Here is a 23,915-nt window from a genome sequence, read left to right as displayed (position 1 = left end):
TACAGGGTACAGTTTATGAAAAATTTAAAATCAAACATTATTCTTTCTACATTAGTGTCTGCTGCGGCATTATTCGCAACAGCTTCACATGCTGCAGAATCCAACAAACTACAAGAAGCGTATAAAAGCACTAATGTAAAAGCTGCGTTAATTAATGTTTGTAAAGAAGAAACAGCCAAAGGTAATAAATTATCAAGTGCTGAAGTAAGTAAGTACTGTACTTGTGCGGTCGATGCAGATGGTAAATTAACCAATGCACAAAAATGGGAAATCCAAAGCGCGATTAACCAAAAGAAAAGCCCGAGCACATTAGCTTTTGTGCAAAAGCAAAATAAAGACTTACAAGCATGTTTTGGTCCTCAGTTAACAACTAAATTAAAGTCATTAACTGAAGAAGCGATGAAAAACGCTCAAGCGAAGAAATAATTCGCACTGCGTGAATCAAGCCTGCTTTATGCAGGCTTTTTCTATGGCAAAAAAAGATAGAACTTAATTATGCAGGTTGAATGGAATACTAACGCGCAGGGTCAAAAATTTGTGGCTTCTTATAGTGGTGGCAAAGACAGCAGCCTTGCCCTCTATCAGGCCATGCAAATGGGCCAACCAGTTGCACTGATTGTAATGCTGGAAGAACAGGGCTTAAAGTCACGCTCTCATGGAATGTCCTTAGATATCATCCATGCACAGGCCGATGCAATCGGACTCCAGATCCTTGTCGCTTCGGCAACATGGCAGGAGTATGAAAGTCAGTTTATCCAACTGCTGCAACAAGCGAAGGCATTCGGTGCGGAAACCTTGGTCACTGGGGATATTGACTTAATGGCTCATGCCGAATGGAATCAATCGGTATGTGATAAAAGCTCGCTCAGTTTATGCATGCCGCTTTGGCAACGCCCGCGTTTGGACATTGTGCATGAATTCATTGCTCTTGGATTTCAAAGCATCATTGTGACAGTCAATCTAAACCTAGGTATGCAAGTAGAAGATTTAGGCCGAGTACTCACACTCGACTATGTGCAAGAACTGCTAGCGCGTGGCATAGACCCATGTGGAGAAGCCGGTGAATTCCATACCACCGTGATTGATGGCCCCATTTTCAAACATGCCCTGAATATTGCAAAAGGTGCTATTCTTTATCACGGAAATTATGCCTTTTTACCGCTTGAACTAAAACAACACCCGATTGAAGGATAAACCATGACGGATACAATTCTACTTCCCAATCAAAGCTTTTTCACCACAACCGGTGAAGTCAACTTAACTGAAGTACCGACTGAATGGTTGATTGTATATTTCTACCCAAAAGACTCCACGCCTGGATGTACCACTCAAGCGGTTGGATTCTCTTGTTTAAAAGACCAGTTTGATGCACTGAATACCACTATTTTCGGTGTTTCACGTGACTCGGTTAAAGCTCATCAAAACTTCACAACAAAACAATCTCTCACGATTGACTTAATCAGTGATAAAGAGGAAGTGCTGTGCAAGCACTTTGACGTGATTAAAGAAAAAAATATGTATGGCAAACAAGTGATGGGGATTGAACGCTCAACATTCATTTTCCATCAAGGCAAGCTGGTGAAAGAATATCGCAAAGTCAAAGCTGCAGGTCATGCTGAACAAGTGCTTGAAGATTTAAAAGCCTTGCAAGCTTAATGCAAAAAATGCCGCTCATGATCAGATAGGGTCATCTGCATGCAGCGGCATTTTCTTTTGCTATTAACCCAGCACTAAAGACACGGCAATTGCCCACATCACCAGCGCAATCAAAGCATCAAGAATCTTCCAGGATTTCGGATTTTCAAAAATAGGCGTTAACAAACGTGCACCATAACCTAGGCTAAAAAAGAACAACCAAGAAGCCGTAATCGCCCCCAAAGCAAAATAAAGTTTAGCGTGCTCAAATTGAGTAGAGATTGAACCCAACAACACGACTGTATCTAAATACACATGCGGATTCAGCCAAGTTAAGGCCAAACACACCAGAATAACTTTACTCAATTGGGTTTCTTCACGCTCACTGGCTTGCAGACCTTCATTGGCTTTGAATGCTCTGATTAAATGTTGCATGCCATACCAAAAAAGAAACAAAGCCCCTGCCCATTTTGCAATCGACAAAATTTCAGGATGTTGCTGCATGACCACGGCAAAGCCCGTTACCCCCAACACAATCAAGATTGAATCTGACAAAGCACATACGGTGCAAACCCAAAACACCGACTGCTGTTTTAAACCTTGCTTTAAAACAAAAGCATTCTGTGCCCCAATCGCAACAATTAGACTCAAACCGATCGCGATTCCTTGAAAATACGTTTGTAGTAGCATGATGATTCCCAATTGATTTTAACTTCCTCGTATTATCAATTTTTTCGCACAAAACTAAATATAATTAAGAAAATATCAATACAACTAAATTATTTTTAGTTTATGCTAAAAGGAAATTTGAACCACACAGATCTAAAATGTTAAACAGCAAGCAATGTGATGCCTTTTTAGCGGTGGCAGAAACAGGAAGTTTCGATTTGGCCGCTGAACGCTTATATATTACCGCTTCAGCCGTCACCCTCAGAGTGCAAAGTCTGGAAAAGACGCTAGGTCATTTATTGATTGTACGCGAACGCCCATGCCGCGTGACTCAAGCAGGCCAATCGTTATTACATTACTTACAACATAGCCGTTTGCTCGAACATAATTTAATGCAAAACCTGACGGGACAATCTGCCGAGTCAGCATTTTATCAAATCAATATTGCCACCAATGCTGACTCTCTGGCGACGTGGCTGTTACCCTTACTCAAAAACTATCTTGTTGAACATAACATCGTGCTACATTTTCAGGTGGATGACCAATCCCAGACTCATCATCTACTCGAGGCTGGCTTGGTCAATGCCTGTTTAACCACTGAGTCCAAAGCCATGAAAGGCTGTATTGCAGAATATTTAGGCAGCATGCATTACCGCTTTGTGGCGACACCAGAATTTACTCAGTGTTGGTTTAGTCAAGGGGTGACCCGCGATGCACTACGCCTTGCACCAGCGTTAATTTTTAATGAAAAAGATCATATGCATATTGATTATATTCAGCAAAAATTTGGGCTCAATCCCAACCAATATCCGCATTTTTTACTGCCATCTTCCAGTGCATTTTTGGATGCGGCGGTGATGGGATTAGGCTATAGCTGGCTTCCCGATTTTCAGGCGCAACACTATTTAAAGTCAGGTGAATTAGTCGAGGTTTCTTCAGCATTAAGCATCGATCTACCGGTCTATTGGCACCACTGGAAACAACAATCACTGGCACTGGCTAAACTCACGCAAACCCTTTTGCAACAAGCTCCCAGCTATATGAACCAACAACTGAACACCTCATTTTAACCCTAAAAGGTGCATGACTAAGGGATTAATCCAGATTTCTCCACTGCCCGACCACTTGAATATTGACTTTTTCTCCAATACCGCCCAAAGCTTTTTTCATACCGAAATCACTCCGGCGAATGATGGTAAAGGCTTCCAGATCCATTAAATCTGGATTGCCCTGCCGCGGACTCATTTTGGCCTTGAAAATAATTGGACGGGTAATACCACGTAACGTCAGGTTGCCGTGAATTTGGTAGTCATGCCCCCCAAGCCCTTTAAACTGGGTACTTTTAAAGGTCGCAGTTTTGTATTTTTCGGCATAGAACAAATCAGGTCCCAGCACCATACTTTTATAACTAGGCTTATTCAGTTCTACACTATTAATATCCAACACCACCTGTGCAGTGGCACGTTCAGGTTGCTGTAGATCAAACTCCAATGCCGATTGTACAGTGTTAAAGCGACCCTTCACCAAGTTCATGCCAAATGAATCAATATGAAAGCCGACCTCAGAATTCGAAGTTAATTGCCAAGTCGAGGCATGCCCCACATTTGTGAAGCACAATAGTGCGCAGGAAAACATACACAGCTTAATCCGGTGTATGCCTGAATGATCATCATATGCAGAGTGAGTTCGCATGCCCATTCCCTCAATTGAGGTACTGAGCTTATAGTTTACTCAAGATTAGATTTATCTTCGGTGTGGTATTTGTGTTGCAATTGTTGATAAATCACGCTTTGTTTGAACTTTTGTAAAAACTCAATGGTGCCTTGAGGGAACGCCTCTTCCCAGATCTCACCACGATAAAAAGCTTCGCGCATTGGAGTTGCCGACATCGCCCCTTCTAGACTGTCAATTTCCACCATGTCCCACTCTGGAAATAACTCTAAATAATAGGAGGACTCATCTTTAAAGTGCCCAATCAAGCCGACTTTATCTTCGGTTCGAACAATACCATTGACTAAAGTCTTGACCAAATTCACCCATTTTTTATCGTTATAGACATCAATCACATGCACAAAACGAATCCGTGCCGCATCTTGTTCAGAAAAATTCGACAAGATCATCTGTTCACGTTCTTGTGCGGTAAATGGATTTTTTATATTGCGTTCCATTTGTGCCGAACCCAAAGCCAAAATGACATAATCACTCAGCTCCAATGCAATTTGGATGGTTCGCATATGCGCGATATGAAATGGCTGGAAACGCCCAATAAAAACCAGATAATCAAATGTATGCTTCATAGAATCTGAACTTTTTTATGAACTCATCAGTTGCACCCTTCTTCATTAAGATACGACATAATGGCACATAAAATTTAACTAAATTTTAAAGCAAGGATAGTACGATGACGCTCAGTTGTATTCAACAACCACATGAACATTTAAATGCAAATTTAGATAACGGGATTTTAACTTTAGCCATCAACCGTCCTAAAGCTAAAAATGCCCTGTATGGTGATTTGTATTTATGGATTGCCCAAGCACTCAATGAAGCGGATCAGTCTCAAGACGTGCGCGTGGTAATTTTACGTGGTGAAGATGCCGACTTCACTGCTGGAAATGACATGCAGGACTTTATGCAATTTATTCAGTCACCCTTACAAGGCAAGTCAGGCGATGCTCCACCATTTGTGGTATTAAAAGCCGCGGCTCGTTTTTCTAAACCTTTAATTGCCGCAGTGCGTGGTGTTGCCATTGGCATTGGGGTCACCATCTTATTACATGCAGATTTGGTTTATAGTGACCAAACGGCATTATTCCAAATTCCATTTGTGAGCTTGGGGCTTTCACCTGAAGGCGCTGCCAGCCAATTGTTAATTCAACAGGCAGGCTATCATAAAGCGGCAGAACTTTTATTCACGGCGCAGAAGTTCAACAGCGAAAAAGCGGTTGCGGCGGGTCTGGTCAATAGCATTGAAGAAGATGTCTATGCAGCAGCCTTTAAACAGGCACAAACCCTAGCGGCCTTACCTTTGGCATCTTTACGCCAAACCAAAGCTCTGATGAAGCATAACTTAGAAAGCATCGTGGACTGTATTGACCATGAAGCTGAAATTTTTATGAAGCGCGTGTCTTCTCCTGAAATGGCCGAAGCCATTGCGGCATTTATGCAAAAGCGTAAACCTGATTTTTCTCAATTTAACTAAGACTGAATAAGGGGCTGCATGCCCCTTTTTTACAACGCAACTCACGTAAAAACAACATCGCTCTGACTTAGCACGCGATATTCTAAAAACAGTCTTTCATCGCTGAATTAAACCTATGACTCATTCAGATCAAACCCATTACATTACAGATGAATCAGGCAAAAAACGCTATTACGAGCCTGCTCCACAAGATATTGATATTAACAACTTCAGAAAAGTCATTGAAAGCCGTCGTTCGGTCAGAAAATTTACGGATCGGGCAATTCCAAGTGACGTTTTAGATGCCTGCTTAGATTTAGCTTTGCTTGCACCGAACTCCTCCAATTTACAGCCGTGGACCTTTTATCTGGTGCAGACCCCTGCCAAGAAAAAGCAATTGGTCAAAGCCTGTTTAAATCAATTGGCAGCTAAAACAGCGGCTGAACTGATAGTCTGCATTGCCCGTACTGACCGTTTAGATGATATGGCAAAACGTAATATTAGCGAATTTCCATTTCCCGAAACCCCGCCAGCAGTTCAGAAATATTATCGCGTGATTCCGTACAATTATAAAACGGGCTACTTTAATACCTTAGGTAATGTAAAAAAAATTGCCTTTAAAGTAGCGCGAAGTTTTAACAAACAACTTCCTGTCACTGCTTTTACCCCCGCAGATGCCAAATTATGGGCAAGTAAAACCACTGCGCTGGCCTGTGAAAATCTAGTTTTAGCGTTAAGAGCCTATGGTTTTGACAGTTGTATGATGGAAGGTTTTGATGAACCCATGGTGCGAAAAATCTTACAATTAAATGAGCAACAATACCCAGTCATGGTAATAGCCGCGGGAGAACGTGCGAAAGATGGTGTGTTTTTCCCACAATATCGCTTTGACCGCGAACTCTTTATTCAAAAACTTTAAGGGCTTTGCCGATAGAATCTGTTCAATAAGATTTTAATGATTGGACTAGCCTTTGGTTCGACCTACTTTTCTTTCGGGAAAAGTAGGCAAAAGCTGAGGTGTGACTATAGCAATGCAAGACCTGCAAAACTGGGCAAATACCCTCGATATGTCAGCGCATCACAGAAACTTTTTTCATAATTCATCCTGCTTCAAGGAATTGCAGATGACGTTTCCGTGTATCTCATTTTAGTTTGGAAAAGCGATTTGGGCTAAATATCCAAGATTTGAATAAACTCAAACGCAGGCTCTTCATAAGGATGGCTGGCTTTCAGTGCTTGTGCCACTGCTTGCGCCTGTCCTTCAGGCACAATCGTTTCTACGCGCCATTCAGGGACTTGCTCCAGTGTATTCAACTGCCCAATAAATGGATTAGCACCATTCACAGGCTTGAATTGCCCCATACCAAGCACTTGCCATGCACAATGTTCATAATCGCCAATCCCTCCAGCACCCGCAGCAAAGATGGCCTGTTTGGTGACTTCTAAATGACTTTCTGGCACATAATAAATTAATTTCAGCACAGGTTAATCCTTGTCAAGATGATGCGCATACTCAGACATTGTGAAGGAAGTTCTTTATAAATCTCAAGTGGGATTAAAGCTCGATGTGTGTCGCATGCCTCCTGATTTAATTTGCCATACACAAACAACTATATTTTCCATAGCGTACAAAAGTGCGATTTTCAGTTATACTGTTAGCGCCAATCTTCCGATTGGCTTTTTTATTGCTCGTGTACTGGTGTTGTTATGTCCCAACTTCCTTCTATTTCAGCGGAACTCATAAATCGTGCGACAGCAGGTAATGCTGAAGCTCAATTTGAATTAGCCAATTTATATATGCAAAGTGAAGCTGAGCAAGATATAGAACTTGCCGAAGAGTGGGCCTTAAAGGCTGCGGGCAATGGTCATGTCGAAGCCATGTACTGGTTGGGTGAAGGTTATGTGGTGTATGCCAAAGAGCTGTTAGAAGAAGACCCTGAAGAAGCGAACACTTATTTTGAACATGCGTATCACTGGCTAAAACAAGCCAGTGCTTTGAATCACCCTGCTGCAATTTTAGAACTTGCAGGCTTCTATCGTCGTGGCAATGTGGTGGAAAAAGATATCGCCAAGTCAGTGGCTTTGGTACAACAAGCCGCAGAACTCGGTGAAGCACAAGCCATGCGTGATTTAGCCTGTATCTATGCACATGGTTTGGGCGTCGAAGTTGATGAAGCCAAAGCGGATGAATGGTCCATTAAGGCACAACAATTCAGTTAAGTTTAGACATGCCCATCTCGATGATGGGCAATCTTTTATTATTCAAAGCGAAATTTAGTATTCACAAAAATAATATTCAAGTCTTGTTTTGGCACAAAATTCTTTTTCTGCATTTGAAAACGCGTTGGGCTGATCTTTTGCACCTTGCCTTCCCAACAGAAAGAAACTAATTCCCCTACATCACGCTCAATCGTAAGCTTAAAATCTGCAATCGGTTTCGCCCAGTTAGCACCCGTAGTTAAAATATAGCCAAGTGCCTGATATGGTGCCTGCTGTGCTTTCGCCTTGTTTAAGCCCGCTTTAAAAGTCGCATCCATACAATAAGTTTTTTCATCTTGCTCTGGATAGAGCGCAACCGAACCACCGACCAAGGGCTGATATTCGTGCTGAATATGCGTGATCGCATGGGCTTTAAAGCGTTGCTGCCAACTATAAACCACCTGTGCTTCCCAATAGACTTCATCCTCTTGCTGATAGGACTGGAGTAATTGTTGTATTTTAGGATTTGTACATTGCAGCATCTTCTGGCTGATTTTTTTAACATCCTGATTTTGCATCCACGGATACATCAAATCCATCTCAGATAAACCACACGCTTTAAGTTGAGGTGTGACATCAATCAGCGAATAGTCTGCCGAGTCATGCTTGGACTGACGCATATCCGGCAAAAAGGCCCGCACATGCGTTTTGGGTTGTACGGGCTTACCCTGCTGCCTAATCTGAAAGCTTTGAATCAGCCCTTCCGTATCGGCAAAATCGCTCTCCCTAGCACTACCGACTCGGGGCAATGGAAACAGAACTATTTCTTCGATGTCTTGGTCAGTCAAATTTTTAAACTGATAGGCCACCCGAATCTGCTTTTTACTAATAAACAAGTCTTCACTCTGCATCACAATCTTGGGATTATGCAGATATTGAACGCCTCCAGTCTCCACAAAACCTGTACTATCATTGGCATAGGCATTCACCACTATCAAGGCACTTACCCATATACTGCACCACTGCCATTTATACATTCTCTATCCTTTTATCTTATTCAAATTTTGCTGATCTATCATTTAATACTATATTGAATTTATTTAAAATTACGCCATTTCGGGGACTCAAATGCCAGCTAAACAATCGCTTCTCGCCATTTCTGCACTGCTGATTTCTAGTACACTCTTTGCGCATCCCACTTTTCAAGATTATCCAGCGCAGATGTATACAGGCAAAAACCATGCTGTCATTTTGAATAAAGAAACTAGACTGTATAAAACCTTAATGACTGAACTTTCAAAACAGCCTGTCAATTTTGCCGGTCATTATGGCGTTGAAACTTATGGCTGTGGTGGCGGATGTGTCGCAGGTTTACTGTATGATGCGAAAACGGGTGCAACCGCCTATTTACCCGACTCATTCCGAGACTGTTACTCCGAACAATATGGTTTTTCATCGAGAGAGATCAAATTCAAAGCTGATAGTCGCTTGCTAATAGGTACAGGCAGTCGCAAAGGCGATCATGAACAATGCGAGCTGGTTTATTATCTAATGGAGAATGGTCAATTCAAAGAATTAGAAAGTTATCGTATCAACAACGGTCAGAACACTTGGGTCAATGCGCTATTTGAAGAATGGAATAACCAAGAAAACTAATCCTTTAAATTCCGCAGACCCGAATTTGAGTTAGTGAGCAACCCTATCTCTATTAAATTGCCAAGCGGTTATTCTTGTATTCCAAGCTTGATGGCTATTCATAAAAATACATCAAACTTGGAATCTTCAAAATCTATTAATTGCGTACAGTCGATTGAAGCTGAACACCACGATCATTAATCACAATCGCTTGTCGGCAAATGCCTTCCGCTTTACGCTGCTGTTCAAAAACCAAGGCAGGCATTGACTCAAAATTATCAAAGAAATAAATGTCTTGATCATCAATTGAATACACCAAGGATTGATTACCCACTTCATCTAAAGTGTCGTAGTACACGATCACCATGTTTCCCTGCGCAATTTCTTTTTGGATTTGGGCATAGCTCAATGCAGGTTCAATCGGAATTTTTAACGCTTTGGCTTCGGTATAACTCTGACGCTCAGTTCGGTCAATATTTGGATCTGGATCGCTATGAAATGACACCTTAAAGCCGATCTTTTTTAAAGCAACTGCTAACGCGATCGTAAAAGTTCCATCTTGACGATCATGTCGGCATAACTTGATTAGCTCTTCGATGTCGATATGCACACCATGATGTTGCAGCAACATCCAAACCGCAAAGACACCGCAGTTTGCTTCTAAATTCAGCAAGGAATCAGGAATCTCTAAAGCCATAGGTTTGATCTCAAGATGTAATGGGCGGATGATAATACTTACAGATTTAAACTCAAGGTTTTTCCTGAGGCTTTCTGCATGCTGAATGTCTTAGATTAAAGCCGTATTCACCTTGCAATTCTTCCCATTTGACTGATCTCCCTCATTCTTCGGTACTTACAGAACAATTAGATTTCTCAACCAAGAATATGTTTTAAATCAGATTATTTCTTTCAGCCAGATATTAACCAATTACAGATTGGAACAAAATCAATTTCCAAGTACAATATCCCGCAGTCGAGGGATGCTGCGACTTTTTCACAGGTACACAAATGTGAAATCGCTAGGCTCGACGATTCGGTTAGACACTCGCTCTAATCAACAACGGCATCCGCGAACATAATGATCAATTTTTGTATTTATAAGGAGATCGTAATGAACGCGGTTAATGCTTCATTTACAGATTATAAAGTTGCTGACATCACTCTAGCTGACTACGGCCGTAAAGAAATCAAACTTGCTGAAGCTGAAATGCCAGCATTAATGGGTCTTCGTAAGCGCTATGCTGCTGCAAAACCACTTGCAGGTGCGAAAATCCTTGGCTGTATCCACATGACTATTCAAACTGCTGTTTTAATTGAAACATTGGTTGAATTGGGTGCAGAAGTTCGTTGGACTTCTTGTAACATCTTCTCAACTCAAGACCACGCTGCTGCTGCAATTGCGGCTTCTGGTGTTCCTGTCTTTGCTTGGAAAGGCGAAACTGAAGAAGAATACATGTGGTGTCTTGAACAACAAATCAATGTAAATGGCACACCTTGGGATGCCAACATGATTTTGGATGATGGTGGTGATTTAACACTCCTTGTTCATGAAAAATATCCTGAAGTGATTGCAAAAATCCACGGCGTTACAGAAGAAACAACGACAGGTGTTCAACGTCTGTATGAAATGCTTCGTGACGGTACTTTAAAAGTTCCTGCAATCAACGTAAATGACTCTGTAACGAAGTCTAAAAACGACAACAAATATGGTTGCCGCCACTCACTCAATGATGCAATCAAACGCGGTACAGATATGCTTTTATCTGGTCGTCGCGCCCTTGTGATCGGTTACGGTGACGTAGGTAAAGGTTCTGCTCAATCACTTCGTCAAGAAGGCATGATTGTACGTGTAACTGAAGTAGATCCAATCTGTGCTATGCAAGCATGCATGGACGGTTACGAAGTTGTTTCTCCATACAAAAATGGCGTACAGACTGGTAAGAAAGAAGACATCAACCTTGACCTTCTTCAAAACACTGACCTAATCGTAACAACGACGGGTAACTACCACGTCTGCGACGCTGCAATGCTTGATTCATTAAAAGCAGGTGCAGTGGTGTGTAACATTGGTCACTTTGACACTGAAATCGATACCAACTACTTACGTGGTTACAAGTGGGTTGAAGTGAAGCCACAAGTTCACCAAGTTTACCGTTCTGAAAATGACAGCGATTACCTGATTCTTCTTTCTGAAGGTCGTTTAGTGAATCTAGGTAATGCAACTGGTCACCCATCACGTATTATGGATGGTTCTTTTGCCAACCAAGTCTTGGGTCAAATGCACTTATTCGCTGAAAAATTTGCGGATCTTCCAGAAGATCAAAAACAAGCAGCAATTCGTGTAGAACTTCTTCCTAAGAAATTAGATGAAGAAGTTGCAGCAGCAATGGTTGCTGGTTTTGGCGGTGTCTTGACTCAATTGACGCAAGAACAAGCTGACTACTTAGGTGTAGCTGTTGAAGGTCCATTCAAATCTGACGCTTATAAATACTAAGTTTTATATTCCCCCTCATCCTAGCCTTCTCCCGGTGGGAGAAGGGACTTTTCATGATTAATTCAACTTATATGGAAAGTTTCCTCTCCTTTTAGGAGAGGAATAGGGAGAGGTCTAAATAAAAAGCATTTATAAAAAAGGATTTGATGATGAGCAAAAAAGTTCCTATTTCTTTTGAGTTTTTCCCAACTAAAACTGATGCGGGTGCAGAAAAACTTAAAATCGTACACCAAGAACTTCAGTTATTAAACCCAGAGTTCTTCTCAATTACCTACGGTGCTGGCGGTTCAACTCGTGAACGTACGCTTGCAGCGATTGCTGAATTCAATGGTAAAGGCACACCGGTTGCGCCGCACTTATCGTGTATTGGTGATGACAAAGCCCGTATTGCTGAATTACTTGATATCTATAAAGACCAAGGTATTGACCGTATTGTGGCTTTACGTGGCGACTTACCCTCTGGACAAGTCGGTTTAGGTGAACTGCCTTATGCAACAGATTTGGTGCGCTTTATCCGTGAGCATTCGGGGGATCACTTCCATATTGAAGTGGCAGCCTATCCAGAAATGCACCCACAAGCAGAAAGTTTTGATTTAGATATCCAGCGTTTCTGCGACAAAGCCAATGCAGGGGCGAATGCCGGTTTAACCCAGTTCTTCTTTAATCCAGATGCCTATTTCTACTTTGTAGAGCGCATTCAAAAAGAAGGCGTGAATATTCCAATCGCACCCGGCATTATGCCGATTACCAATGCCAGCAACCTGATTCGTTTTGCTGATGGCACAGGCGCTGAAATTCCACGTTGGATTCGTAAGCAATTGGCAACCTATGGTGATGATACCGCAAGTATTAAAGCTTTTGGTCACGAAGTTGTGGTCAAACTCTGCGAGCGTCTACTGGCTGGCGGTGCACCGAGCTTGCATTTCTACACCATGAACACCACTGATCCAACCCGTCAGCTTGTGACTGACCTTGGTTTAGTTTAATCCTGACTTAGACGAGTTGTACTTTATGCCACGTTTTTATATTGAAGCTGAATTAGCGGTTGAAACCCAGATTGAACTGACGGAAACCGTTTTTCATCATTGGTGTAAAGTACTTCGCGCCCAAGTTGGCGATCAAGCCATCTTGTTTAATGGACAAGGGGGTGAATACCTCGCAGAACTCACCGAAGTTTCGAAAAAGACTGCGACTGTTCAGGTATTGACGTTTAATCCTAGCAATCGGACTCCTGCTATTCGTACTTTACTCGGACAAGTGATGAGCAAAGGTGATCGCATGGATTATGCGATTCAAAAAGCGGTCGAACTGGGTGTTGCTGAGATTCAACTGTTGACCTCTGAACGCTGTGAAATGCGTTTGAAGTATGACCGTGACCAGAAAAAATTAGACCATTGGCAAGGTATTGCAATTGCAGCATGTGAACAGTGCGGCATGAATATTGTGCCAAAAATCCATGCACCGATCAGTTTAGAGAAATGGCTTGCATCTGCATTGCCAAACACTAAACTCGTGCTTGCACCGAATAAAGACGAAACCGATCCTTTGAACGATGCGAGTCAAGATATTGCCCTGCTGATTGGACCTGAAGGTGGTTTAAGTGAAGCGGAAATACTGGCTGCCAATCAGGCTGGGTTTACGAGTTGGTGCATCGGCGAACGTGTGTTACGCACCGAAACTGCCCCTGTGGTTGCATTGTCCATCTTGAATTACAATGTTAGACCATAGTTTTTGAATATTTATGCAAATACAGATGGATTCGATTGAAATTTATGAACAACCTGATTAATCTAAAAGTGATTCCAATTACTGTAATTTTATTAAACGCCTAAGCTAATGAATGGAACGTATAACCTATACTGTATCTAGAACAAAACAAAAATAAGGTTATGAAAGATATGCCAGATTTTTTAGATGCGAATCTTAAACCGCAGTTAAGAGCTGCGCAAATTCATAATTCCATACGGCATATTCAACTGTTTTTAGCCAGCATTCTGATTATTTTTCTTTATGTGTATTGCGTTTATCAATTCAATTTTTCTCAATTTTCTACCTTTTTTAATATCTGGTTTATTGGTACTGAAATTTTAGTCAGTTTTTTTTGGTTACTAACCGCCATTTGGTTCAAGCCCGAGCAATATCAAATCTCTAAAGCACATCACTGGGTGCAGTTTCTTTGCCTGAGTGTCGGCAGCTTGATCGCGATTGGAATTGCCCTGATTTATTACTACCTACCTCAGGTCAACCCAAATTTTGAACATGTCCATGCATTAACCTTATCCGCGTTAATGCTGATCGTCACGCAAACCTTGGCACTGACATTTCTAACCCAACGCCTAGATTATTTTTGTTTAGTTTTTATCCCCTCGATTATTCCCTATTTTATTTCTCAATTCATTCTAACCGACCAGATTAATCAACTCTTTCATCTGACGGTCAATTTTGTTCTGATTGTTATTCTACTTTGCGCAAATTCAACTTCTAGAATTCATAAACGTTTATCCGCTCTGTATTTACGTAATGCTCAATTAATCAAAAATACAGAACAACAAGTGACTTGGACTGAAGACTTGTGCATGCAACTCCAAAACGAAATGAACAAATCCAAAGAAATTGAATTACAGCTTCAGCTTAACAATCAGCTTTTAGAACAAAAAATTAAAGAACGAACGTTTGATATTGAACAAATGAACTGCAATCTCGAAAATCAACAGCAAAACTTGGATCTTGCGCATGAAATTGCAGGCTTAAAGCCTTGGGACTGGAATATTCGTGAGCGGCATATCTCTGTCAGTGATTACCAACAGCAACAGAAACGTAAACACTCCAAAGATCATCGTATTCAATTAAAAAATATCATTCATCCCGATGATCTACGCTGTTTCAAAACCGCCTTAAAACGCCACTTACGCGCTGAGACCGACCGTTACGAAGCCACTTACCGTGTGCTACAGAGTACCGGTGAATGGACGTGGGTCCATGATATTGGTCGTGTAATTGAACGAGACCCTCAAAGCAAAAAACCATTGCGTATGGTGGGTATTCAACGTGATATTCATCGTGAAAAAACCGATCAGGAACGACTAAAACTTGCTGCGAGCGTCTTAGAGCAAGCAGCTGAAGGCATTTTTATTTTAGATAAACATTTACGTTATGTGAATGTGAATCCTTTTTATGAAAAAATTACTGGCTTTAAGCAAGAGCATTGTCTAGGACTACATCTTTTTGACATTAGTTCAAAGAGCAAAATACAGCAGCAAAAAAATCATCTGCTTATTCTCGAACAATTAGAACGTACGGGTGAATATGATGGCGAGTTAACCGAAAAGTTTGACTCTGGCAAAGAACTCACCCTCTGGCTGCATATCAATGCCATTCATGATGAATATGATCGTGTCATTAATTATATTGGCATTGTGTCGGACTTGACCGAACGCAAACTCCAAGAACAGCGTCTGTCTTATCTGGAAAATTACGATACCTTAACCGACCTGCCGAACCGTTTTTATTATAACTATCAACTACATCAATATCTGGTTTCGCATCAAGATTCCATTCAACAATTGGCTGTCATTCGGCTCAATATTGACCGTTTCCGTCCATTAAATGAATTTTTAAGCAACAATGGTGGTGATGAGCTTTTAAGACAAGTCGCGCAACGCTTACGACTGACCAATACAGAAGCTTTATTCTTAGCACACTTAAATGGCGATGACTTCGCGATTGTGTACGAAATTTCGCATATCCGCCCGTCCATTCAGCAGCATTGCCAACGTATTCAAGATGCCTTTAGTGAACCCTTTGACATTTTTGGGCAAGATCACTTTATTACCATTTCTATGGGGATTTCTTTCTATCCAGAACATGGTCGCCAACTCGATTATCTGAATAACTGTGCTGAACAGGCACTGACTGAAGCCAAACGCCTCGGTGGACATACTGTTAAATATTATTCGAGTGATAATACCGCCCTGCTTGAACAAGGCATTTATTTAGAACGTGATTTACGCCGAGCAATCCGTAATGATGAGCTCATTGTTTATTATCAACCTAAAATTAATTTTAAAGATCAGCACGTTTATGGATTTGAAGCCTTGGTTCGTTGGAATCACCCAACCAAGGGCATTATTCCTCCGGCTTTGTTTATTCCGATGGCAGAAAAAACCAGTTTAATTTCTGATATTGGACGTATTGTCATCCATAAAACAGCCAAACAAATTAGTTATTGGAATTCGATTGGCTTTAAGAATATCTGTGTTTCCGTCAATGTGGTTGCCCAGCAATTACAGCGCGGACAATTACTGTCTGATTTAGATGACGCGATTCAAACTTATCAAATTTCAGGTGAAAGTCTTGAGTTGGAAATCACCGAATCATCCCTGATTGAAAACTCTAAAACTGTAAAACTGCTGCTCGATCAGATCAAACAACGCAAGATCAATATCGCTCTCGATGACTTTGGTACAGGCTATTCGTCCTTAGCCTACCTTGCCGACTTCCCGATTGATATCTTAAAAATAGATCGTGCTTTCATTGCTAACATTGGGGATGGCAAACAAGATGCCATCATCAGCGCAATGGTAGCTATGGGCAAAGCCATGGGGCTGACCGTGGTTGCTGAAGGAATTGAAACTGAACAGCAGCTTTGCTATCTCGAAAAACTACAATGCGATATAGCGCAAGGCTATCTCTTCTCCAAACCCTTATCTGAAAATAATGCGACCGAATACCTTCAACAGCACAAACTTATAGCTTATTAATCTGAGTCAATAGGCTTTAGGTCTAAGTTTGTGTAAAAAAGAACCGTGTTCGACTGTGCTTAAAACGCAAGTAATGGTATATTCGAGCAAATTCAGCAAAAACCACCAGCCTCGCTGGACCACTCAGTAACAAACGAGATTCAGATGGACGATCAATCATTAAAACAGCAAGCTTTGTATTATCACGAGTTTCCAACCCCAGGTAAAATCAGTGTTACACCAAGTAAGCAGCTGGTCAACCAACATGACTTAGCCCTTGCTTACTCTCCAGGTGTTGCTGCTCCTTGTTTAGAGATTGAACGCGACCCTTCAACTGCAGCCCTATATACTGCTCGTGGTAACTTAGTTGCCGTTGTCAGTAACGGTACTGCTGTACTTGGACTAGGCAACATCGGTCCATTAGCGTCAAAACCTGTAATGGAAGGTAAAGGCGTACTGTTTAAGAAATTTGCTGGTGTTGACGTATTCGACATCGAAATCGCTGAAAATGATCCAGACAAAATCGTGGATATTGTTGCGGCATTAGAACCAACATTTGGCGGTATTAACCTCGAAGACATTAAAGCCCCAGAATGTTTCTATATTGAGCGCAAACTACGTGAACGCATGAACATTCCTGTGTTCCATGATGACCAACACGGTACATCTATCATTGTAGGTTCTGCTTTACTGAATGCACTTCAGTTAAATGGCAAAAAAATTGATGAAATCAAAATCGTGGCTTCTGGTGCGGGTGCTGCTGCCCTTTCATGTTTAGATTTACTTTGCGCGATTGGTGCGAAGAAAGAAAACATCATTGTTGCGGATTCACGCGGTTTGTTAACTACAAAACGTGAAGGTCTAGACGACTCGAAAAAACGCTACGTACAAGATATCGAAGGCACTCAACTGGCAGATGTAATTGCTGGCGCTGACATGTTCCTTGGTCTTTCTGCTGCGGGCATCTTAACCAAAGAAATGGTTAAGGAAATGGCAAATGATCCAATCATCTTTGCATTGGCAAACCCAGATCCTGAGATTTTACCAGAGCACGCTCACGAAGTTCGTCCAGATGTGATTATGGCGACAGGTCGTTCTGACTATCCGAACCAAGTCAACAACGCGCTTTGCTTCCCATACATCTTCCGTGGTGCACTTGATGTTGGTGCAACCACCATTAACGAAGAAATGAAGATTGCCTGCGTATACGCAATCGCACGTATGGCACACATTGAAGCAGATGCTGCGACCTATGGTGAAAAATCTGCATCATTTGGTCGTGACTACCTGATTCCTCGCCCACTTGATCAACGCTTGATTCTTGAAATTGCACCAGCAGTTGCGCAAGCAGCAATGGATTCTGGTGTAGCGACTCGTCCAATCGAAGATTTCTCTGCTTACCGTCAACGCTTGTCTGAGTTTGTTTATAACTCTGCATTCATGATGAAGCCAATCTTCGCGCAAGCAAAAACAGATCCTAAACGTATTGCTTATGCTGAAGGTGAAGACCTACGCGTACTTCGTGCGGTTCAAATTGCGGTGGATGAAGATCTTGCAAAACCAATTTTAGTTGGTCGTACTGCGGTTATTGAAGCAAACATTAAAAAGTTAGGCTTACGTCTTGAACACGGTGTAAACATTACGATTGTGGATCAAGAGAAAAACCCTGACTACGAAAAATTTGCTGAAGACTACTATGACATCATGCAACGTAAAGGGGTTACACCTGAATACGCACATCGTGAAGCACGTCGTCGTTCTACCTTAATCGCAGGTATGTTGGTTAAACACGGGCTTGCGGATGGTATGTTATGTGGTACGTATTCAAGCTATGACATTCACTTAGACTTTGTGAAAAATGTCATTGGTTTAAAAGAAGGTCACAACTCATTCTTTACACTGAATGCGTTAATGCTTGAAGACCGCAACCTATTCATTGCTGACACTTACATCAATCGTAATCCAACAGCTGAACAGCTGGCTGAAATGACCATTTTAGCTGCTGAAGAAGTGCGTCGTTTTGGTATCACACCGCGTGTAGCACTACTTTCACACTCAAGTTTTGGTTCAGATCAAAATGATCCAAGCGCGCAAAAAATGCGTAAAGTATTTGAAATCTTGAGTGAAATTGCACCTGAACTTGAAGTTGAAGGTGAAATGCACGGTGATGCTGCAATGGACGAAACCATTCGTCAATTTGCCTTCCCGAACTCACGTTTCAAAGGCTCGGCTAACTTGTTAATTATGCCAAACCTTGATGCTGCGAATATTTCATTCAACCTATTAAAATCGACTTCTGGTAACAACGTAACTATCGGTCCTATTTTATTGGGTGCAGCAAAACCAGTTCATATCCTTACTCCGACGACCACAACTCGTCGTCTTGTGAATATGACGGCTTTAACTGTAGCTGAAATTCAGCAAGCTGAAACTGAAGCACTTTAATCTTTAGTGAAAAGCTCAAGTTATTGACTTGAGAAAACCTCTATTCTGTAGCATGATTGCTTGAAGAATAGAGGTTTTTTCATGCAAGTTTATTTAGTAGGCGGTGCAGTACGAGATCACTTACTCGGACACCCCTATCACGAAAAAGATTATGTTGTTGTTGGTGCTACACCAGAACAAATGCTTGATCTCGGCTATCAACCCGTTGGCAAAGATTTTCCGGTTTTTTTACATCCAGAAACAAAAGAAGAATATGCATTGGCCCGCACTGAACGTAAGTCAGGTCAGGGTTATCATGGGTTTGAATTTTATACGGATGTGAGCGTTCGTTTAGAAGATGATCTCATTCGTCGTGATTTGACCATCAATGCCATGGCCATGGATGAGCAAGGTCAAGTCTATGATCCTTATGATGGTCAGCAGGACTTAAATGATAAAATCCTGCGCCATGTATCACAAGCCTTTGTAGAAGATCCACTTCGTGTATTACGTGTTGCGCGTTTTGCCGCACGCTATAAACCTTTAGGTTTTAGCATAGCCGCTGAAACCTTAGACTTAATGCGGGAATTGGCGGAATCAGGCGAACTGAATGCCTTAACGCCAGAGCGTGTCTGGAAGGAAACTTCTCGTGCACTCATGGAACCGCATGCAGACATCTATTTTGAAGTTCTACACGCGTGTGGTGCTTTAAAAGTTCTATTTCCTGAAATTGATGCCTTATTTGGTATTCCGCAGCGCCCTGAGTATCATCCCGAAATTGACTGTGGCATTCATACCCTCATGTCATTACATCAAGCCTGCAAAGCCAATTACTCACTGGATGTTCGTTTTGCCGTACTGGTTCATGATTTGGGTAAAGCACTGACTCCCGCGCATGAATTACCGCGCCATATTATGCACGAAGAACGTGGCATCAAACCTGTAACCGAAGTTTGTGACCGCTTAAAAGTACCGACTCAAACCAAACAACTGGCTTTAGCAGTCTGTAAGGAACATCTCAAATGCCATCAGGCTTTAGCACTCAAACCGGGAACATTGTGGCGCTTATTACAGCGCTTAGATGTATTGCGCCGTCCTGAACGTGTTGAAGCCTTTATTCAAGCCTGTGAATGTGATTCGCGAGGGCGTTTAGGGCTAGAAGACCGGGAATATCCACAAGCGGCTTATGTACGGAATGCCATGGAAATTGTACGCGGCATTAAAGCACAAGATTTGCCACCTGAAATTCAAGGCTCTGAAATTGGTGAAATGCTGATTCAACGTCGGATTCAAGCCTTAGAAACCTATAAAGCACAACACGCCGCCCCTCCTACTGCTGAATAAAATAAAAAGCCCTCACTTGGTTTGGTGAGGGCTTTTGATCTAGCATCATTTAACTTTTATGAAACCTGAGCAGGAAAAGTGATGACCTGCTCTAAACGCATTTTTTGGGTTGCAATCATCAACAAACGATCCAGCCCCAATGCAATCCCCGCACATTCACTCATCTGCGGCAACGCTGCCAATAAGTATTCATCTACCGGCATCACATGTAATCCGAGCTGCGCACGCTCTTGATTATCCGCCTCGAAACGCTGACGCAATACTTCTGCATCAATCAGTTCATCATAGGCATTCGCCAGTTCCAAACCTTCGATATATAACTCGAAGCGAGCTGCAACCAGCTCACCGTCTTCATCTTGCTTGGTTTTCGCCAATGAAGCCAGCTCGGGTGGAAAATCTGTTAAAAAAACCGCTGTGTCAAAACCTAAACTTGGTTCAACAAAATGAGAGAACAAAAGATCAATATAACCGAGTCGATCCTCACCCAAATCCAGATTGAGCCCCATACGCTGACAACAATCTTGGAGCTGTTTAAGGCTGGCTTGTAATGGATTTAAATCCAAGCGATCCATAAAGGCATGTTTATAACTTAAGATGGTTGGACGAATTTCACCAAAACGTTGTGCCAAAGTCAAATTTAATAAATCCGTGACCTCAAACATTAAATCTTGCAGGCTAAAGTGCGGACGATACCACTCCAGCATACTGAACTCACTGTTATGTTTACGACCATGCTCATCATCGCGAAACACCTTGCATATCTGGTAAATTGCCCCACTGCCACTTGCCAGTAGGCGCTTCATCGCAAACTCAGGCGAAGTCTGTAAATAATGCGTTGCCAGTTTGCCCTGCACATGACGCTGTGCTTGTACAGAAGCCAAATGCACATCGGTTACACCAGCTTGAGATAAAATCGGTGTTTCAACCTCCAAGATTTGGCGATCTGCAAAAAACTGACGGATTTGAGCATACATTTTTGCACGGGCTTGCATTGCAGCCAGATCACAAGTCGGCTGATAGTGAATTTGACTCATGCCTGTGGACCTCCATGAGCTGCCCATTCACGTCGCAGCGGATAGTTTTTTCTTAAAGCATCAAAAGCGAGTTGCTCAACTTTTCCATCCCGCACGCAGGCTCTCAACTGCGCATCATCTTGCGCAATATCATAAATCTGTTTGAGGTATTGTGAGATTACTGTTTTGAAATCGGCATGTGCGAAATATTGTTCGCAACTCGGTAATTGGGTTTCAAACTTTTTGTTATTGCTGTAGTAAAATACTCGACAGAAGGCATCATAAATCATTTGCGTGCCACGCGCTTTGCCTTCCAAGCTATACCCTGCGATATGTGGCGTGGCCAAACTCAACATATTCAACAGTTCAGCCGAAATTTCTGGTTCATGCTCAAACACATCCAGTACCACTTGGCGGCCTGTTTGCTGTATGTCGGCCATTAAAGCAATTTCTTCAACCACAGGACCACGAGCGGAATTAATCAAAATGGCATTCGGCTTCATTTCTGCAAAAGCCTGCGCATTAAACAAATGATAAGTTGGATAAGCCCCTGCTTGAGTTAAGGGCACATGAATCGAAATAGCATCGGCTTGTTGCAATAACTGACTAAAATCGACTTGTGTGACATCTTGAGATTGAACAAATGGATCATACGCAATCACCCGCCAACCAAAAAGCTGAGCCATTGCCGCTAAACGTGATCCCACATTACCTAAGCCAATAATACCGAGACAAAATGTCTGCTGAGCAGTAATCAGTTCCGATCTCAAATGCAATAAAGCGGTAATCACATATTCAGCCACGGCCTGCGCATTACATCCTGCGGCATTCGACCATGTTATACCTGCTGCATTTAACGCGGCTATATCAAGATGATCTGTACCAATTGTGGCACTGCCAACATATTTCAAAGCGGTATTTTGAATCAATTCTGCATTTACTTTGGTCACCGAACGGACCAACAGGGCATCAGCATCCACAACATCTGCATGCTGCAAATTTCGCCCTGCCGCATGTTCAATTGAACCAAATTCTGCAAAAAAATAATCCGTAAACGCTAGATTTTCATCAGCCACAATTTTCATAAAGTCGGACCAGCAATGGAGTCCAATCTATATTACTGTTTTCGAATTACACTGACTATTCAAATAGATTTTTTTGGCGCTCTCTGTCGCTCTTTTTATTTATTACTGCTTAGTTTACGTGCAAAGAAGTACTGCAACCGATTAAAAAGATTTATTCCAAACACATTGACACTTACAATGCTGCTCAATTTATTACTACACCGCATACAATGTTACGCCTTCCTCTTATCACTTGCATTCTGGCTTTATCAGGATGTGCTCTCGGTACCAGTCAAGAAATAAAACAAGCCGAAAAACTGCTCACCCATTTTCAATGTCACAATATTGAAACGAGCCAGATGATGCATAGCCCTATTATTACTTACCATGAACGCGCTTTAGGCAATAGCCGTCAAAAAGTGGAAGGTTATCTACAAAGTTATAAAGATGGCGATATTCTCTTTACCGAACCCTTGCCGGATATTATTTCCGCCGAATATGAACATTATAAGGCAGCCTGCCAGTCTTTAGGCGGCTTAAGTCGATAATCCCATCACGTGGTGATTGTACATATAAGCAAGGGCAGTAAAACCTGCCCTTGCTTGATAGTGCTGGAGTTTAAGCATCTCGCTGATTGAGATATCGTGTATCGATACTGAATTTTTCTGGAAACTTCGGCTGAATACTGGCATAAAACCGCATGATTTCTTGCATATCCTGCTCATAATTTCCAGTGGGATAAACAATTTTTCCGACGCCCGCTTCTTTTTTTACATAATCCATATAAGCCAGTGCAATTGGCACGCCTGCATTTACTGCCACATGGTAAAAGCCCGTTTTCCATTGTTCTTGTTTCGAGCGTGTACCTTCTGGCGTTACCAACATCACCAGCTTCGGGTGAGTTTTGAATAAATCAGTCATCAGTTCAACCATACTTGGTCGAGCATCCCCTGCTTTCTTCGGGCGACGGTCAATACCAATGCCGCCCATAGCACGCACAAAAGGACCAAATGGTAATTTCATATAACTGTCTTTAATGGTAATTCGGACATTTACCCCAAGTGCTTTTAAGGCTAAACGCGCATAGAGTGCATCCCAATTACTGGTATGTGGTGCAGCAATCATCACACATTGTTCTAGATCTTCCGGCCACTGATCATCTGTCTTCCAACCCATCAATGCTAAAGATTGTTCAGCCAACTTCTCAAACACAGCAACACCAGAATCAACAAAAAAAGACAGCGAATTCTACCAATCTATTTGAATAAAAAAAGAGCCATAAGTACAAAAAACAGGCTATTAATATATAAATGTATAAATTGTTAATTTTGATTTTTTTAATTCAATTGCTAAATCCTGAGCAGATTTTCATATGGTAATTATTCTGATCAGAAATGCATGCTATAACAGTGAATTTGGAATTAAATTCTTAGGGTGCTCTAAATTTTATAACCGTAAATCCCAACGACTGTTTTGTAAGCAAATATCTCTTTATTCATGATTCATCTTGGGCTTAAA

At 41.8% G+C, this 23,915-nt stretch carries 24 protein-coding genes; 15 read left to right on the top strand and 9 right to left on the bottom strand.

The window, feature by feature from the left end:
- Nucleotides 1–15 precede the first annotated feature (15 nt).
- The 3 genes from AC6CHI_RS01925 (at nt 16) to AC6CHI_RS01915 (ending at nt 1,656) form a co-directional block, all read left to right on the top strand.
- Nucleotides 16–426 (top strand): hypothetical protein, encoded by a 411-nt coding sequence (locus AC6CHI_RS01925; RefSeq protein ID WP_458890734.1) that lies wholly within the window; start codon nt 16–18, stop codon nt 424–426.
- Between the two features lie 69 nt (nt 427–495).
- Complete coding sequence (locus AC6CHI_RS01920) at nt 496–1,194, top strand: Dph6-related ATP pyrophosphatase (protein WP_498119201.1); 699 nt, start codon at nt 496–498, stop codon at nt 1,192–1,194.
- 3 nt (nt 1,195–1,197) lie between these two features.
- Complete coding sequence (locus AC6CHI_RS01915; protein ID WP_498119200.1) at nt 1,198–1,656, top strand: peroxiredoxin; 459 nt, start codon at nt 1,198–1,200, stop codon at nt 1,654–1,656.
- Between the two features lie 63 nt (nt 1,657–1,719).
- Here AC6CHI_RS01915 and AC6CHI_RS01910 read toward each other — a convergent pair whose 3' ends face one another.
- Nucleotides 1,720–2,325: a LysE/ArgO family amino acid transporter gene (locus AC6CHI_RS01910; protein ID WP_498119199.1), complete on the bottom strand. Its 606-nt coding sequence runs from the start codon at nt 2,323–2,325 to the stop codon at nt 1,720–1,722.
- 137 nt (nt 2,326–2,462) lie between these two features.
- On the opposite strand from AC6CHI_RS01910, the gene AC6CHI_RS01905 reads away from it, so the two are divergent.
- Nucleotides 2,463–3,374 (top strand): LysR family transcriptional regulator ArgP, encoded by a 912-nt coding sequence (locus tag AC6CHI_RS01905; RefSeq protein WP_458890738.1) that lies wholly within the window; start codon nt 2,463–2,465, stop codon nt 3,372–3,374.
- Nucleotides 3,375–3,399: 25 nt separating this feature from the next.
- Here the strand turns inward: AC6CHI_RS01905 and AC6CHI_RS01900 are convergent, their stop codons facing one another.
- Together AC6CHI_RS01900 and AC6CHI_RS01895 are read right to left on the bottom strand one after the other, a co-directional pair.
- Nucleotides 3,400–3,996, bottom strand: coding sequence for a YceI family protein (locus AC6CHI_RS01900; RefSeq protein WP_498119198.1), 597 nt, complete (start codon nt 3,994–3,996; stop codon nt 3,400–3,402).
- Between the two features lie 35 nt (nt 3,997–4,031).
- Nucleotides 4,032–4,601 (bottom strand): nicotinate-nicotinamide nucleotide adenylyltransferase, encoded by a 570-nt coding sequence (locus AC6CHI_RS01895; RefSeq protein ID WP_498119197.1) that lies wholly within the window; start codon nt 4,599–4,601, stop codon nt 4,032–4,034.
- 104 nt (nt 4,602–4,705) lie between these two features.
- Here AC6CHI_RS01895 and AC6CHI_RS01890 point away from each other — a divergent pair, with 104 nt between their 5' ends.
- Nucleotides 4,706–5,506, top strand: a complete 801-nt coding sequence (locus AC6CHI_RS01890; RefSeq protein WP_458890741.1) for an enoyl-CoA hydratase — start codon at nt 4,706–4,708, stop codon at nt 5,504–5,506.
- Nucleotides 5,507–5,621: 115 nt separating this feature from the next.
- Complete coding sequence (locus AC6CHI_RS01885) at nt 5,622–6,404, top strand: nitroreductase family protein (RefSeq protein ID WP_458890742.1); 783 nt, start codon at nt 5,622–5,624, stop codon at nt 6,402–6,404.
- Between the two features lie 251 nt (nt 6,405–6,655).
- Here the strand turns inward: AC6CHI_RS01885 and AC6CHI_RS01880 are convergent, their stop codons facing one another.
- Nucleotides 6,656–6,967 carry an NGG1p interacting factor NIF3 gene (locus tag AC6CHI_RS01880; RefSeq protein ID WP_498119196.1) on the bottom strand — a complete coding sequence of 104 codons (312 nt, stop codon included), beginning with the start codon at nt 6,965–6,967 and terminating at the stop codon, nt 6,656–6,658.
- A 225-nt stretch (nt 6,968–7,192) separates the two neighbouring features.
- Here AC6CHI_RS01880 and AC6CHI_RS01875 point away from each other — a divergent pair, with 225 nt between their 5' ends.
- Complete coding sequence (locus AC6CHI_RS01875) at nt 7,193–7,705, top strand: tetratricopeptide repeat protein (RefSeq protein WP_498119195.1); 513 nt, start codon at nt 7,193–7,195, stop codon at nt 7,703–7,705.
- 38 nt (nt 7,706–7,743) lie between these two features.
- Here the strand turns inward: AC6CHI_RS01875 and AC6CHI_RS01870 are convergent, their stop codons facing one another.
- Nucleotides 7,744–8,721, bottom strand: a complete 978-nt coding sequence (locus AC6CHI_RS01870) for a DUF4424 family protein (protein WP_498119194.1) — start codon at nt 8,719–8,721, stop codon at nt 7,744–7,746.
- A 91-nt stretch (nt 8,722–8,812) separates the two neighbouring features.
- Here AC6CHI_RS01870 and AC6CHI_RS01865 point away from each other — a divergent pair, with 91 nt between their 5' ends.
- Nucleotides 8,813–9,340: a hypothetical protein gene (locus AC6CHI_RS01865; RefSeq protein ID WP_498119193.1), complete on the top strand. Its 528-nt coding sequence runs from the start codon at nt 8,813–8,815 to the stop codon at nt 9,338–9,340.
- Between the two features lie 136 nt (nt 9,341–9,476).
- Here the strand turns inward: AC6CHI_RS01865 and AC6CHI_RS01860 are convergent, their stop codons facing one another.
- Nucleotides 9,477–10,016 carry a cysteine peptidase family C39 domain-containing protein gene (locus AC6CHI_RS01860; RefSeq protein WP_498119192.1) on the bottom strand — a complete coding sequence of 180 codons (540 nt, stop codon included), beginning with the start codon at nt 10,014–10,016 and terminating at the stop codon, nt 9,477–9,479.
- 414 nt (nt 10,017–10,430) lie between these two features.
- Between AC6CHI_RS01860 and ahcY the strand changes: the two genes are divergently transcribed.
- The 6 genes from ahcY (at nt 10,431) to AC6CHI_RS01830 (ending at nt 20,320) form a co-directional block, all read left to right on the top strand.
- On the top strand, nt 10,431–11,813 hold the full coding sequence (gene ahcY / locus AC6CHI_RS01855) for an adenosylhomocysteinase (RefSeq protein ID WP_498119191.1): 1,383 nt from the start codon (nt 10,431–10,433) through the stop codon (nt 11,811–11,813).
- A gap of 149 nt (nt 11,814–11,962) precedes the next feature.
- The gene (gene metF / locus AC6CHI_RS01850) at nt 11,963–12,799 is read left to right on the top strand and encodes a methylenetetrahydrofolate reductase [NAD(P)H] (protein WP_498119190.1); all 837 of its coding nucleotides are present in this window, start codon (nt 11,963–11,965) and stop codon (nt 12,797–12,799) included.
- A 25-nt stretch (nt 12,800–12,824) separates the two neighbouring features.
- A complete protein-coding gene (locus tag AC6CHI_RS01845; protein WP_498119189.1) occupies nt 12,825–13,541 on the top strand; it encodes a 16S rRNA (uracil(1498)-N(3))-methyltransferase in 717 nt (238 codons plus the stop codon).
- A 170-nt stretch (nt 13,542–13,711) separates the two neighbouring features.
- A complete protein-coding gene (locus tag AC6CHI_RS01840) occupies nt 13,712–16,573 on the top strand; it encodes a putative bifunctional diguanylate cyclase/phosphodiesterase (RefSeq protein WP_498119188.1) in 2,862 nt (953 codons plus the stop codon).
- A 144-nt stretch (nt 16,574–16,717) separates the two neighbouring features.
- A complete protein-coding gene (locus AC6CHI_RS01835; RefSeq protein WP_458890752.1) occupies nt 16,718–18,997 on the top strand; it encodes an NADP-dependent malic enzyme in 2,280 nt (759 codons plus the stop codon).
- A gap of 81 nt (nt 18,998–19,078) precedes the next feature.
- Complete coding sequence (locus AC6CHI_RS01830) at nt 19,079–20,320, top strand: multifunctional CCA addition/repair protein (RefSeq protein ID WP_498119187.1); 1,242 nt, start codon at nt 19,079–19,081, stop codon at nt 20,318–20,320.
- Nucleotides 20,321–20,376: 56 nt separating this feature from the next.
- Here the strand turns inward: AC6CHI_RS01830 and epmA are convergent, their stop codons facing one another.
- Both epmA and AC6CHI_RS01820 read right to left on the bottom strand, forming a co-directional pair.
- Nucleotides 20,377–21,354: an EF-P lysine aminoacylase EpmA gene (epmA, locus tag AC6CHI_RS01825; protein WP_498119186.1), complete on the bottom strand. Its 978-nt coding sequence runs from the start codon at nt 21,352–21,354 to the stop codon at nt 20,377–20,379.
- Nucleotides 21,351–22,418 (bottom strand): 4-phosphoerythronate dehydrogenase, encoded by a 1,068-nt coding sequence (locus AC6CHI_RS01820; RefSeq protein ID WP_498119185.1) that lies wholly within the window; start codon nt 22,416–22,418, stop codon nt 21,351–21,353. The genes epmA and AC6CHI_RS01820 overlap by 4 nt, the downstream gene beginning before the upstream one ends.
- 338 nt (nt 22,419–22,756) lie before the next feature.
- On the opposite strand from AC6CHI_RS01820, the gene AC6CHI_RS01815 reads away from it, so the two are divergent.
- A complete protein-coding gene (locus AC6CHI_RS01815) occupies nt 22,757–22,945 on the top strand; it encodes a hypothetical protein (RefSeq protein WP_458890757.1) in 189 nt (62 codons plus the stop codon).
- Between the two features lie 70 nt (nt 22,946–23,015).
- Here the strand turns inward: AC6CHI_RS01815 and AC6CHI_RS01810 are convergent, their stop codons facing one another.
- The gene (locus AC6CHI_RS01810; RefSeq protein ID WP_498119184.1) at nt 23,016–23,609 is read right to left on the bottom strand and encodes a 1-acyl-sn-glycerol-3-phosphate acyltransferase; all 594 of its coding nucleotides are present in this window, start codon (nt 23,607–23,609) and stop codon (nt 23,016–23,018) included.
- Nucleotides 23,610–23,915 lie beyond the last annotated feature (306 nt).

It is taken from the genome of Acinetobacter sp. GQ146, assembly GCF_059758585.1.
Note: the sequence above shows the minus strand (reverse complement) of the source record. Positions and strands in the feature narration are given on the sequence as shown.

What these genes read in the sequence shown, in the direction of transcription:
- AC6CHI_RS01925 (WP_458890734.1), top strand. Translation starts at nt 16, where the DNA reads ATGAAAAATTTAAAATCAAACATTATTCTTTCTACATTAGTGTCTGCT.
- AC6CHI_RS01920 (WP_498119201.1), top strand. Translation starts at nt 496, where the DNA reads ATGCAGGTTGAATGGAATACTAACGCGCAGGGTCAAAAATTTGTGGCT.
- AC6CHI_RS01915 (WP_498119200.1), top strand. Translation starts at nt 1,198, where the DNA reads ATGACGGATACAATTCTACTTCCCAATCAAAGCTTTTTCACCACAACC.
- AC6CHI_RS01910 (WP_498119199.1), bottom strand. Translation starts at nt 2,325, where the DNA reads ATGCTACTACAAACGTATTTTCAAGGAATCGCGATCGGTTTGAGTCTA.
- AC6CHI_RS01905 (WP_458890738.1), top strand. Translation starts at nt 2,463, where the DNA reads ATGTTAAACAGCAAGCAATGTGATGCCTTTTTAGCGGTGGCAGAAACA.
- AC6CHI_RS01900 (WP_498119198.1), bottom strand. Translation starts at nt 3,996, where the DNA reads ATGCGAACTCACTCTGCATATGATGATCATTCAGGCATACACCGGATT.
- AC6CHI_RS01895 (WP_498119197.1), bottom strand. Translation starts at nt 4,601, where the DNA reads ATGAAGCATACATTTGATTATCTGGTTTTTATTGGGCGTTTCCAGCCA.
- AC6CHI_RS01890 (WP_458890741.1), top strand. Translation starts at nt 4,706, where the DNA reads ATGACGCTCAGTTGTATTCAACAACCACATGAACATTTAAATGCAAAT.
- AC6CHI_RS01885 (WP_458890742.1), top strand. Translation starts at nt 5,622, where the DNA reads ATGACTCATTCAGATCAAACCCATTACATTACAGATGAATCAGGCAAA.
- AC6CHI_RS01875 (WP_498119195.1), top strand. Translation starts at nt 7,193, where the DNA reads ATGTCCCAACTTCCTTCTATTTCAGCGGAACTCATAAATCGTGCGACA.
- AC6CHI_RS01870 (WP_498119194.1), bottom strand. Translation starts at nt 8,721, where the DNA reads ATGTATAAATGGCAGTGGTGCAGTATATGGGTAAGTGCCTTGATAGTG.
- AC6CHI_RS01865 (WP_498119193.1), top strand. Translation starts at nt 8,813, where the DNA reads ATGCCAGCTAAACAATCGCTTCTCGCCATTTCTGCACTGCTGATTTCT.
- AC6CHI_RS01860 (WP_498119192.1), bottom strand. Translation starts at nt 10,016, where the DNA reads ATGGCTTTAGAGATTCCTGATTCCTTGCTGAATTTAGAAGCAAACTGC.
- ahcY (WP_498119191.1), top strand. Translation starts at nt 10,431, where the DNA reads ATGAACGCGGTTAATGCTTCATTTACAGATTATAAAGTTGCTGACATC.
- metF (WP_498119190.1), top strand. Translation starts at nt 11,963, where the DNA reads ATGAGCAAAAAAGTTCCTATTTCTTTTGAGTTTTTCCCAACTAAAACT.
- AC6CHI_RS01845 (WP_498119189.1), top strand. Translation starts at nt 12,825, where the DNA reads ATGCCACGTTTTTATATTGAAGCTGAATTAGCGGTTGAAACCCAGATT.
- AC6CHI_RS01840 (WP_498119188.1), top strand. Translation starts at nt 13,712, where the DNA reads ATGCCAGATTTTTTAGATGCGAATCTTAAACCGCAGTTAAGAGCTGCG.
- AC6CHI_RS01835 (WP_458890752.1), top strand. Translation starts at nt 16,718, where the DNA reads ATGGACGATCAATCATTAAAACAGCAAGCTTTGTATTATCACGAGTTT.
- AC6CHI_RS01830 (WP_498119187.1), top strand. Translation starts at nt 19,079, where the DNA reads ATGCAAGTTTATTTAGTAGGCGGTGCAGTACGAGATCACTTACTCGGA.
- epmA (WP_498119186.1), bottom strand. Translation starts at nt 21,354, where the DNA reads ATGAGTCAAATTCACTATCAGCCGACTTGTGATCTGGCTGCAATGCAA.
- AC6CHI_RS01820 (WP_498119185.1), bottom strand. Translation starts at nt 22,418, where the DNA reads ATGAAAATTGTGGCTGATGAAAATCTAGCGTTTACGGATTATTTTTTT.
- AC6CHI_RS01815 (WP_458890757.1), top strand. Translation starts at nt 22,757, where the DNA reads ATGATGCATAGCCCTATTATTACTTACCATGAACGCGCTTTAGGCAAT.